Origin of the sequence: Serratia marcescens (assembly GCF_001902635.1) — a bacterium.
Classification (GTDB): Bacteria; Pseudomonadota; Gammaproteobacteria; order Enterobacterales; family Enterobacteriaceae; genus Serratia; species Serratia marcescens_F.
In genome coordinates this window covers 96,909-108,384 of the sequence record NZ_MJAO01000011.1, presented here as the reverse complement: position 1 = coordinate 108,384, position 11,476 = coordinate 96,909, and the positions used below count along the sequence as shown (strand labels likewise).

At 58.9% G+C, this 11,476-nt stretch carries 9 protein-coding genes; 2 read left to right on the top strand and 7 right to left on the bottom strand.

The genetic code is table 11. The features are described 5' to 3' along the window. Positions 1-6: 6 nt before the first annotated feature. Positions 7-2,412, bottom strand: coding sequence for a maltodextrin phosphorylase (gene malP, locus BHU62_RS12885; protein ID WP_073532370.1), 2,406 nt, complete (start codon positions 2,410-2,412; stop codon positions 7-9). Positions 2,413-2,872: 460 nt separating this feature from the next. Between malP and malT the strand changes: the two genes are divergently transcribed. Further along, a complete protein-coding gene (gene malT, locus BHU62_RS12880) occupies positions 2,873-5,587 on the top strand; it encodes an HTH-type transcriptional regulator MalT (protein ID WP_073532369.1) in 2,715 nt (904 codons plus the stop codon). 3 nt (positions 5,588-5,590) lie between these two features. Here malT and BHU62_RS12875 read toward each other — a convergent pair whose 3' ends face one another. From BHU62_RS12875 to ulaA, 6 genes are read right to left on the bottom strand one after another with little or no spacing between them, the layout of a single operon-like run. Next, positions 5,591-6,277: an L-ribulose-5-phosphate 4-epimerase gene (locus BHU62_RS12875; RefSeq protein ID WP_073532426.1), complete on the bottom strand. Its 687-nt coding sequence runs from the start codon at positions 6,275-6,277 to the stop codon at positions 5,591-5,593. A 4-nt stretch (positions 6,278-6,281) separates the two neighbouring features. Beyond that, positions 6,282-7,136: an L-ribulose-5-phosphate 3-epimerase gene (locus BHU62_RS12870; RefSeq protein ID WP_073532368.1), complete on the bottom strand. Its 855-nt coding sequence runs from the start codon at positions 7,134-7,136 to the stop codon at positions 6,282-6,284. Positions 7,137-7,145: 9 nt separating this feature from the next. After that, on the bottom strand, positions 7,146-7,802 hold the full coding sequence (locus BHU62_RS12865; RefSeq protein WP_073532367.1) for a 3-keto-L-gulonate-6-phosphate decarboxylase UlaD: 657 nt from the start codon (positions 7,800-7,802) through the stop codon (positions 7,146-7,148). Between the two features lie 12 nt (positions 7,803-7,814). Beyond that, on the bottom strand, positions 7,815-8,285 hold the full coding sequence (ulaC, locus tag BHU62_RS12860) for a PTS ascorbate transporter subunit IIA (protein ID WP_073532366.1): 471 nt from the start codon (positions 8,283-8,285) through the stop codon (positions 7,815-7,817). A 10-nt stretch (positions 8,286-8,295) separates the two neighbouring features. Then, positions 8,296-8,604, bottom strand: a complete 309-nt coding sequence (gene ulaB / locus BHU62_RS12855) for a PTS ascorbate transporter subunit IIB (protein WP_047729673.1) — start codon at positions 8,602-8,604, stop codon at positions 8,296-8,298. A gap of 14 nt (positions 8,605-8,618) precedes the next feature. Further along, complete coding sequence (gene ulaA / locus BHU62_RS12850; RefSeq protein WP_073532365.1) at positions 8,619-10,016, bottom strand: PTS ascorbate transporter subunit IIC; 1,398 nt, start codon at positions 10,014-10,016, stop codon at positions 8,619-8,621. A 354-nt stretch (positions 10,017-10,370) separates the two neighbouring features. Between ulaA and ulaG the strand changes: the two genes are divergently transcribed. Continuing rightward, the gene (ulaG, locus tag BHU62_RS12845; RefSeq protein WP_073532364.1) at positions 10,371-11,435 is read left to right on the top strand and encodes an L-ascorbate 6-phosphate lactonase; all 1,065 of its coding nucleotides are present in this window, start codon (positions 10,371-10,373) and stop codon (positions 11,433-11,435) included. The last annotated feature ends 41 nt before the right edge of the window (positions 11,436-11,476 follow it).

Here is an 11,476-nt window from a genome sequence, read left to right as displayed (position 1 = left end):
CTCTCCTTAACGTTTGGCTTGCCAGATGCGCTGCTGGTAATCGCGAATCGAGCGATCCGAGCTGAACATGCCGACGCGTGCGGTGTTAAGGATAGTCCGCCGCGTCCATTCGTCCCGATCGCGGTACAGTTCATCGACCCGGAGCTGCGCCTGGCAGTACGAAGCGAAGTCCGCCAGCACCAAATAGGGGTCGCCGCCTTTCAACAGGCTATGCAGCATCATGTCGAACGCGTGCTTGTCGCCGTGGCTGAACGCGCCGCTCGCCAGCTCGTCCAAAATCGCCTTCAGGTGCTTGTCTTTCTTGCGGTAGCTGAGCGGGTCGTAGCCCTTCGCCAACAGCGCCTTCACCTGCTCCACGGTGTTGCCGAAGATAAAGATATTGTCTTCGCCCACCTGCTCGGCAATTTCGACGTTGGCGCCGTCCAGCGTGCCGACCGTCAGCGCGCCGTTCAGCGCCAACTTCATGTTGCCGGTACCGGAGGCCTCTTTACCGGCGGTGGAGATCTGCTCGGAGATATCCGCCGCCGGGATCATCAGCTCAGCCACCGACACGCGGTAGTCGGGGATAAACGCCACTTTCAGACGATCTTTCACCAGCGGATCGTTGTTGATCTTCTCGGCCGCCTGGTTGATGGCGTAGATGATGTTTTTCGCCAGGTAGTAACCCGGTGCCGCCTTGGCACCGAACAGGAAAACGCGCGGCACGATGTCCAGATTCGGGTTGTCGCGCAGCTGACGATACAGCGACAGAATGTGCAACAGGTTCAAGTGCTGGCGCTTGTACTCGTGCAGGCGTTTAATCTGCACGTCGAAGATCGCGTCCGGGTTGAGCGTCAGTCCCATCACGCCGTGCACATAGTTGGCCAGCGCCACCTTGTTGTCGCGTTTGATCTGCTGATATCGCTGGCGGAACGCCGCGTCGTCGGCGAATTTCTCCAGCCCACGCAGCGCGTCGAGATCGTTGGCCCACTCCACCTTCAGCGTCTCGTCGATCAAACCCGACAGCGCAGGGTTACACTGTTTCAACCAGCGGCGCGGCGTGATGCCGTTGGTGACGTTATGGAATTTGTTCGGCCACAGCTGGTGATATTCCGGGAACAGATCTTTCACCACCAGATCCGAATGCAGCTGCGCCACGCCGTTGACCGCAAAGCCGCTGACCACGCACAGGTTGGCCATGCGCACCTGCTTGTTATGGTGTACCGCCAGCTTGGCCCACACCGCCTCGTCGCCCGGCCAATGCTTATCCACCAATTTTTTGAACCTGGCGTTGATCTGTTTGATGATGGAGAAGTGACGCGGCAGCAGGCTGCGCACCAGTTTTTCATCCCAGCACTCCAGCGCTTCCGGCATCAGGGTGTGGTTGGTATAGGCAAAGGTGTTGCTGGTGATCGCCCAGGCCGCATCCCACTCCAGCTGGTGCTCATCCAGCAGAATGCGCAGCATTTCCGGAATGGCGATGGTCGGGTGAGTGTCGTTCAGCTGGATCACTTCGTACTTCGGCAACTCTTCAATCTTGCGGCCGGCCTGATGGTGCTTGCGCAAAATGTCCGCCACCGAGCAGGCACACTGGAAATACTGCTGCATCAGGCGCAGGCGTTTGCCGGCCTGGTGGTTGTCGTTCGGGTAGAGCACCTTGGTCAGCTTGTCGGCTTCTACGCCCTGCTTCTCCGCCTGCAGGAATTTGCCGTCGTTGAAATCGCTCAGGTTGAACGGGTGCTGATGGGTCGCCTGCCACAGGCGTAGCGGCTGCGCCACGCCGTTGCGGTACCCCAGCACCGGCAGATCCCAGGCTTCACCGCGCAGGGTGAAGGCCGGGCGCCACAGCTCGCGGCCGTCGGCCTGTTTCTCCAGCTTGCCGCCGATGCCCACGTCCACCGCCAGCGCGGCGTTGTGGCGGAACCACGGGTAGCTCTCGCGCTGCCAGTTATCCGGCGCCTCTTGCTGTTGCCCGCCCAGGAACGATTGGCGGAACAGCCCATATTGGTAGTTCAGCCCATAGCCGGTGGCCGGTTGCTCCACCGTCGCCATCGAGTCGAGGAAACAGGCCGCCAAACGCCCCAACCCGCCGTTGCCCAGCGCCGGATCGGTTTCCTGCTCCAGCAGATCCGCCAGCTTGACGTTCTGCTCCGCCAGCGCCTGCTCGACGGTGTCGTACCAGCCCAGGTTGATCAGGTTATTCGCCGTCAACCGGCCGATCAGAAACTCCATCGAAATGTAGTTCACGTGGCGCAGCGGTTTGGCGCTTTTACGCGGTGCCGGTTGCGCGGCCAGCTGTTCGGCCAGCGCCGCGCTGACGGCTTCCCACCATTGATGTTGCGTCATCTGCTGTGCGGAACTGAGGCCGAACCGTTGCCACTGACGGGTAAGCGCCGCCAGAAAAGCATCCTTCTTGAGCGTAGGCTGTGACATAAGGAAAACTCTCTATCCAGTAAGTGGGTCAAATTGCCGCTATCGTGCCGGTGAGAACGCCTGACGGCATCATCCCGCCTGGGGATTAGCTGGGGAGGAGGATTGGGGCGTAGCTGGAATTGTGATCTCAGGCACTTTTTGACTCCCTTGCAACGATGCAAAAAAGCCCGCCAACGCGTGCGGCGAGCACTGAGAACGTTAACCATGACGTTAGCACAAGTATTCGCACTGCTGAAGTTTTGTCCAGGGCCGGAAATGCGATCCGTAACGGCATCGCCGCGCGCCGGCGCCAAACGTAAAAAAGTGTGATCGATAGCAACTTAACTCCAAGCCAATGCGGAAGCTTGTTGCAATACGTTTAGGGTTGGCAGAAGTTAGGAGGAGCTATTAATTACGAACCATAAAATAATTAGCGCCACTCCAATCCCGGCGGGAACCGCGATTTATACCCTGGAATACTATGCTGATCCCATCAAAACTGAGCCGCCCGGTACGGCTGCAAAATACCGTGATCCGCGATCGCCTGCTGGCCAAACTGGCCAGCGCGGGCAACTATCGCCTGACACTGGTCAATTGCCCGGCGGGATACGGGAAAACCACGTTGGTCGCCCAATGGGCGGCCGGCAAGGCCGATCTGGGCTGGTATTCGCTGGACGAGAGCGACAACCAACCGGAGCGCTTTGCCAGCTACCTGATCGCCGCCCTGCAGCAGGCCAGCGGCGGCCGCTGCGTCAAAAGCGAGGCGCTGAGCCAAAAGCACCAATACGCCAGCCTGTCGGCGCTGTTCGCCCAGCTGTTTATCGAGCTGGCCGACTGGCACCAGCCGCTGTACCTGGTGATCGACGACTACCACCTGATCACCAACGACGCTATCCACGAAGCCATGCGCTTTTTCCTGCGCCACCAGCCGGAAAACCTGACGCTGCTCCTGCTCTCGCGCACCCTGCCGCCGCTCGGCATCGCCAATCTGCGGGTACGCGATCAGCTGCTGGAAATGGGCACGCAACAGCTGGCATTCACCCATCAGGAAGCCAAACAGTTCTTCGATTGCCGCCTGGCGGCACCGATGGAACAGCAAGACAGCAGCCGCCTGTGCGACGAGGTGGAAGGCTGGGCCACCGCGCTGCAGCTGATCGCGCTGTCGGCCCGCCAGTCCGCCTCTTCGGCCCAGCTGTCGGCCAAACGGCTGGCGGGCTTGAACGCCAGTCACCTGTCCGACTACCTGGTGGACGAAGTGCTGGATCACGTCGATAGCGATGCGCGCGCCTTCCTGCTGCGCTGTTCGGTGCTGCGTTCGATGAACGACGCGCTGATCGTGCGCCTGACCGGCGAAGAAAACGGCCAGCAGCGGCTGGAAGAACTGGAGCGCCAGGGGCTGTTCATCCACCGCATGGACGATACCGGCGAATGGTTCAACTTCCACCCGCTGTTCGCCTCTTTCCTTCGCCAGCGCTGTCAGTGGGAGCTGGCGCTGGAGCTACCGGGGCTGCACCGCGCCGCCGCCGAGGGCTGGCTGGCGCTGGGTTACCCGGCGGAGGCCATTCACCATGCGCTGGCGGCCAGCGACGTCAGCATGCTGCGCGATATCCTGCTGCAACACGCCTGGTCGCTGTTCCACCACAGCGAGCTGGCCTTGCTGGAAGAATGCCTCAACGCGCTGCCGTATGAGCGCCTGATCCAAAACCCCAAGCTGGCGCTGTTGCAGGCCTGGCTGGCGCAGAGCCAGCACCGCTACAGCGAGGTCAATACCCTGCTGGAGCGCGCCGAGCGCACCATGCACGAACAGAAAATCGAAATAGACCAGACGCTGCACGCCGAGTTCAACGCCTTGCGCGCCCAGGTGGCGATCAACGCCGGCAAACCGGAAGAGGCCGAGCGGCTGGCGACCGAAGCGTTGAAATTCCTGCCGCTGTCCAGCTACTACAGCCGCATCGTCGCCACATCGGTGACCGGCGAAGTGCACCACTGCAAGGGTGAACTGGCGCGCGCGCTGCCGATGATGCAGCAAACCGAGCAGATGGCGCGCCGCCATCAGGCCAACCATTACGCGCTCTGGGCGCTGCTGCAGCAGAGCGAGATCCTCATCGCCCAAGGCTTCCTGCAGGCCGCTTACGAAACCCAGGACAAGGCATTTGAGCTGATCCGCGAGCAGCATCTGGAACAGCTGCCGATGCACGAATTTCTGCTGCGCATTCGCGCGCAGATCCTGTGGTCGTGGTCGCGGCTGGACGAAGCGGAAGACGCGGCGCGCACCGGGCTGAAGATCCTGGCGAACTACCAACCGCAGCAGCAGCTGCAGTGCATCGCCATGCTGGCCAAATGCTCGCTGGCGCGCGGCGATCTGGATAATGCCAATTCCCACCTGCAGCGCTGCGAAACCCTGCTGCACGGCGCCCACTACCACCGCGACTGGCTGACCAACACCGACAAGTCGCGGGTGATTCACTGGCAGATGACCGGCGACGCCGCCGCCGCCGCCCAGTGGCTGCGCCATACCGAAAAGCCCGGCATGGCGGACAACCACTTCACTCAGGGCCAATGGCGCAACATCGCGCGGGTGCAGATCCTGCTCGGCCAGTATGAAGAAGCCGGCGTGGTGCTGGATGAACTGAACGAAAACGCCCGCCGCCTGCGTTTGGTGAGCGATCTCAACCGCAACCTGCTGCTCAGCAACCAGCTTTACTGGCTGCAAGAGCGCAAGGGCGAAGCACAGCAGGCGCTGATCGAAGCGCTGTCGCTGGCCAACCGCACCGGCTTTATCAGCCACTTCGTCATCGAGGGCGAAGTGATGGCGCAGCAGCTGCGCCAGCTGATCCAGCTCAACACGCTGCCGGAGCTGGAACAGCATCGCGCCCAGCGCATTCTGCGCGACATCAACCAGCATCATCGGCATAAGTTCGCGCATTTTGACGAGAACTTCGTCGATAAACTGCTGACTCACCCGCAGGTGCCGGAGCTGATCCGTACCAGCCCGCTCACCCAGCGCGAATGGCAGGTGCTGGGGCTGATCTATTCCGGCTACAGCAACGATCAGATCGCCGGCGAGCTGGACGTAGCGGCCACCACCATCAAGACCCACATCCGCAACCTGTACCAGAAACTGGGCGTCGCCCATCGCCAGGAAGCGGTGCAGCAGGCGCAGCAGCTGTTGAAGATGATGGGCTACGGCGCCTGAGAGTCAGCGCTGGCCGTAATAGGCACCGGCGCCATGTTTGCGGCTGAAATGCTTTTCCAGCAGATAGTCATCTATCCGCCTTAGGCCGGGGTTAATATCCCGGCTGATCCACGCCATTTTCGCCACCGCCTCCAACACCACGGCGTTATGCACCGCCTCATCCGGCGTCCTTCCCCAACTGAACGGGCCATGCTGATACGCCAGGATACCGGGAATGTGCAACGGTTCACGCCCTTTCAGGGTTTCGATAATCACCCGACCGGTGTTCAGCTCATATTCCCGCGCCACCTCTTCTGCCGTCAGCCCGCGGGTACAAGGAATATCGCCGGAAAAATAGTCGGCGTGGGTGGTGCCGAGCACCGGTATCGCTTCCCCCGCCTGCGCCCAGGCGGTGGCATGGGTGGAGTGTGTATGCACCACACCGCCGAGTTGAGGGAACGCCCGGTACAGCGCCAAATGCGTCGGCGTATCGGACGAAGGTCGCAGTTGCCCCTCAACAACCTCACCTCGCGCATTCACCACCACCATATCCTCAGCCCGCATCGTTTCATAAGGTACGCCGCTGGGTTTGATCACCACCAGCCCACTGGCCCGATCGATGCCGCTGACATTGCCCCAGGTATAGGTCACCAGCCCGTGCTCAGGCAACGCCATATTGGCTCGGTACACCTGACTTTTCAGTTGTTCCAGCATGCTACCTCCTTATTTCCAACCCGGCCTCGGCCATGCGTTCAACCACCCAGGCACGCGCCTCCCGCACCGCCCGCAGCGGATCGTTCGCTTTCTCGCTCCACATCTCGAGCAGATAGGGGCCACGATAGCCGCTCTGCAACAGCGTTTCGAAACAGCGTACGAAATCCACCACGCCTTCGCCGAACGGCACATTCTTAAACTCCCCCGGCCGCGTATCCTTAACGTGTACCGCCACGATATGTCCGCGTCCGGCCATGAGCTCCATCGGCACATCGTTGTCCCAGGCAGACAAGTTACCGATATCCGGGTACAGCTGAAACCACGGGTTATTCAGGTAGTGGGCGTAGCCCAGCGCCTTGCTGATCGAGTTCATCAGTGGATAGTCCATGATTTCCATCGCCAGCATGACCTGCGCACGGCTGGCCATCTCTACCGCCTGCATCAATCCGGCGCGGAACCGGGCGCGGGTCTGCGCAGTCGACTGCTGGTAATAAACGTCATACCCGGCCAGTTGGATCACCCGGATGCCGGTATCCTGCGCCAGCCGAATAGCTTTTCGCACGATCTCCAGTCCCCGGTCGCGCGTCGTGTCGTCTTCACTGCCCAACGGAAAACGCCGGTGGGCGCTAAGGCATAAAGAAGGGACGCGCACACCGCTCGCCGCAACGGCGCTAACCAACGCAAGCCGCTGTTCAGTGTTCCAGTCCAGCCGCGCCAGGCGGCCGTCGCTTTCATCGATCGACATTTCAACGAAATCGAATCCCAACTCACCCGCCAGTTGCAGGCGCGTCAGCCAGTCCTCGCCCGGCGGCAACGCTTTCTCATAGATGCCCAACGGCACGGATTTGTGCAACATAACCGCTCCTCAGCCCCACAGCTGGGCGATAACACGTTTAAATTCCCGTGCCGCCGCGACCGGGTCGGCGGCATCGCGAATGCTGCGCCCGGCGATAAAGACATGGATGGGAATACCTTGGAACAGAGGCAAATCCTCCAGCGCCAGTCCGCCGGTGACCGTCACCTTAAAACCCATCTCGCTCAGGCGACGAACCGCGCGGATATCGTCATCGCTCCAGGATACCCCCGCCGCCTGCGCGTCACGGCTGCGGTGATACACCACCTGACCAATTCCCGCTTCACGCCACGCCTGCGCCTGTTCCCAGGTCCAGAACCCCGTCAGTTCTATCTGCACGTCACCACCGAACTCATGCGCCACCTGCAGGGCTCCCTTGGCCGTATTGATATCGGCACAGCAGATCACCGTGATCCAATCGGCATGCGCCTCGAAGCACATTCGCGCCAAAATCTGACCCGCATCTGCGATTTTTGCGTCCGCCAACACAATGCGATCCGGATACAGCGCTTTCAGATCGCGCACGGCTCGCACACCTTCCGCCACGCACAAAATAGTGCCGACTTCGATGATGTCGACTTCGGCCGCGATCAGGCGAGTCGTGTCGTAAGCCGCAGCCATGGACAGGTTATCCAGTGCCACCTGCAACATCGGTAAATGCGTGTTCATTGTTTGTCTCCTTCAATTCGCCGCCGCCGTAGACGTTTTGTCGATCAACGCCAATACCTCGCTCGCGTGACGACAGGCCCGCAAGCGATCGAAGTTCGCCTCATCTTCAAACAGGTTCACCACTTGCATGATCCCCACCTCCTGATGCGTTTTGGCGTCCACCGCCGCCATGGTGATCAAGATGTCTATCGGATCGTTGTCCTCATCACCGAAACACACTGGCGTCTTCAGGGTGACTAAGGCGAAGCCGGTTTTCAGCACCCCTTCTTCCGGCCGGCCGTGTGGCATCGCCAAGCCCGGCGCCAGCACGAAGTAAGGACCGTGCCGTTCGACGCCGGCCAAAATGGCGTCGAAATAGCGTAGTTCCACCACGCCGGCGGCCACCAGCAGATCGACCCCCAACCGCACCGCCTGGCGCCAGTCGGCAGCCTCTGCCTGCAGTTGGATAGCGTTATTCTGCGCCAACGAATCGCTCAGCTTCATTACTCGCTCCTCACTGCTTCAAATCTTGCGGAAAATGCGCGCCGATGACGTCCATCAGCTTCGGGCCGAAGTCCGCCGCCGAGAGCATATTGCGTACCCCGACCACATATTTGTTGCCGCTGACGACGATTTCATCCGCGACATGGGTGGAAGCAATGATGATGTCAGCCCCATTCAACTCGGATTTGTATTCCCCCACCGCACAGCTGTTGACCGAATGATCCACGCCTTGCTGCGTTAAAAATTGGTCGACTTTCATTTTCATGATCATGGAACTGCCTTGTCCGCAACCGCATACCGCCAGGATTCGTACCGTCATAATCTGCACTCCTATTAACGTGACGCCGATTCAACCGATTGTTTTTCAGCATCTTCTTCCGCACGCAGGGTGCGTCCGGCGAAGAACATGTACAGCAGGGCGATAACGATCACCACGCCCATAAACCACAGGCCCAGACTCAGCCCCTGCATCAGCGGCGGCGCCAGAATCGACCAGTCCGCCATGCCCATCCAGGCGCTTAGCCCGGTCAGTTTGATGGCCCACACGCAGCCGAAGATCTCTATCATTCCCATCACCAGACAGATCTTCATCGCCGCGCGCCAGCCACCAAAGTGGTTAGCGAATACGCCGATGGTGGCGTTAGAAAAGAACATGGGAATGAAACCGGGAATAATCATGATGGAAGAGCCGAGCGCTAACAGTATGCCGACGGCGATCAGTTGGCCGATGGTGCCCCACATAAAACCCCACACCACGGCGTTGGGCGCGAAGCTATAAATGGCGGCACAGTCGATGGCCAGTACTGCACCAGGGATCAGACGTTGGGAAATGCCGTTAAAGGCCTCGGTTAATTCGGCGACGAACATGCGCACGCCCTGCACGATGATGAAAATCGCCACCGCGAACATCAGCCCGGTTTGCAGGATATAGATGCTCCAGTGAATTTTACCGGCCATCGCCTGCAGAGTATCCAAGCCGAACGAGCACAGAATGATGCCGAAAAACAGCGTCATCACGATGGCGGTGGACACGATGTTGTCATGGAAAATGTTCAGCCACCCGGGCAGCTTCAGATCTTCCACGCTGTCCTCTTTTTTACCGAGATACGGTGCGGCCTTGTATGCCAGCCACGAAGCGAACTGCTGTTGGTGCCCGATCGAGAATCCGCTGTTTTCCGTTACCGCCTGCGTCGGTTTGAGCATCATGTTGGAGGTGATGCCCCAGTACAGTGAAGCCAAGAGCGCGCTGCACAATACCGTCGTCCACATGCCGTAACCCAGAATGTAGAAAAATACTGCGATCAGCCCAACCTGCTGAAACATGATGTGGCCGGTGAGCATAATGGTACGAATACCGGTAATACGCCGCAGCAGTACGTAGAGAATGTTCAGCGCCAATGCCAGCAATACCGCGTAGCCGACCCAGCTGTAGGCGTCCCCCATACGTTCGATGGTGGCCATCATCGAAGCATAGGTGTCCGAAATCGCCCCGTTGATGCCGTATACCTCAGACAACTTCGCCACAACGGGTTTGAACGTGCCGGTCAGGATGCCGGAGCCAGCCTGCAATAACATGAAACCGATAATGGTCTTGATAGTGCCTTTGATGATGACCGCCGCGCTTTTGCGTAGCAACGTGTAACCCAGAAGTGTAACCAGCCCCAGCAGCAGCGGCGCATTGGTCATCACCTGGTTAAAAAAGACGGTGAAGATGGTGTAAAGGGTTTCCATACGGCTCTCCCGGAAAGGTTGGCGTGCAGGTAACGCCCTCACCATATCAATCACCAACAATCACAAAAAGATCATAAATGATTATTTGTGAACAACCTCGCAAGATAAAAATCAATTCCACTAACATTCAATGGATTAGGCAACGCATATTTTATTACCCATTGAATTTAATAGCAGTAATCAGGAGAAACATAAGGGCCAAGGGCAGTGCCATGCGCGAATAATGCGGCGTTGACGTGAATTAAGATCGTTGTCAGTTGAAAAAAACGATGCTAGATTCAATCAAAACAAATCACATAAAACCTTATTATGATCACTTGTGATTTTATCATCACCGCCAATGAGGAAAGACCCATGAGTAAAGTCAACGACATCACCCGCGAGTCCTGGATATTGAACACCTTTCCCGAATGGGGCACTTGGCTGAACGAAGAGATAGAGCAGGAGGAAGTCGCACCCGGCACCTTCGCCATGTGGTGGCTGGGATGCACCGGCATCTGGCTCAAGTCTGAAGAAGGCGCCAACCTGTGCGTCGATTTCTGGTGCGGCACTGGCAAGCAGAGCCACGGCAATCCTCTGATGAAAACCGGCCATCAAATGCAGCGCATGGCCGGGGTGCGGAAGCTGCAGCCGAACCTGCGCACCACCCCATTCGTACTCGACCCGTTCGCCATCACCCAGCTCGACGCCGTGTTGGCCACGCACGATCACAACGATCATATCGATGTGAACGTCGCGGCGGCAGTGTTGCAGAACTGTCCAGACACCGTCCCGTTTATCGGGCCGAAAAGCTGCGTGGATATCTGGATCGGCTGGGGCGTTCCGCCGGCGCGCTGCATCACCGTCAAACCTGGCGACGTGATAAAAATCAAAGACGTCGAAATTCATGCGCTGGATGCTTTCGATCGCACGGCGCTGATCACATTACCGGTGGAACAAAAAGCGGCAGGCGTTCTGCCGGACGGCATGGACCTGCGTGCGGTCAATTACCTGTTCAAAACGCCGGGCGGCAACCTTTATCACAGCGGCGATTCTCACTATTCCAACTATTACGCCAAGCACGGCAACGATCACCACATTGATGTCGCCCTCGGCTCCTACGGCGAGAACCCGCGCGGCATTACCGACAAGATGACCAGCGCCGACATCTTGCGTATGGCGGAGTCGTTGAATGCCCAGGTCGTGATCCCCTTCCACCACGATATTTGGTCGAATTTCCAGGCAGATCCGCAGGAGATCCGCGTGTTGTGGGATATGAAAAAGGACCGGCTCAAGTACGGTTTCAAACCGTTTATCTGGCAGGTTGGCGGCAAGTTCATCTGGCCGCAGGACAAAGACAATCTGGAATATCACTATCCGCGCGGGTTCGATGATTGTTTCACCCAGGAACCCGACCTGCCCTTCAAGTCTTTCTTGTAATCAACCGGTGTTGCATACTGATGCGCGCTTTTGAACGGCAA

Coding starts and splice junctions, on each gene's coding strand:
- malP (WP_073532370.1), bottom strand. CDS start 2,412: ATGTCACAGCCTACGCTCAAGAAGGATGCTTTTCTGGCGGCGCTTACC.
- malT (WP_073532369.1), top strand. CDS start 2,873: ATGCTGATCCCATCAAAACTGAGCCGCCCGGTACGGCTGCAAAATACC.
- BHU62_RS12870 (WP_073532368.1), bottom strand. CDS start 7,136: ATGTTGCACAAATCCGTGCCGTTGGGCATCTATGAGAAAGCGTTGCCG.
- BHU62_RS12865 (WP_073532367.1), bottom strand. CDS start 7,802: ATGAACACGCATTTACCGATGTTGCAGGTGGCACTGGATAACCTGTCC.
- ulaC (WP_073532366.1), bottom strand. CDS start 8,285: ATGAAGCTGAGCGATTCGTTGGCGCAGAATAACGCTATCCAACTGCAG.
- ulaB (WP_047729673.1), bottom strand. CDS start 8,604: ATGACGGTACGAATCCTGGCGGTATGCGGTTGCGGACAAGGCAGTTCC.
- ulaA (WP_073532365.1), bottom strand. CDS start 10,016: ATGGAAACCCTTTACACCATCTTCACCGTCTTTTTTAACCAGGTGATG.
- ulaG (WP_073532364.1), top strand. CDS start 10,371: ATGAGTAAAGTCAACGACATCACCCGCGAGTCCTGGATATTGAACACC.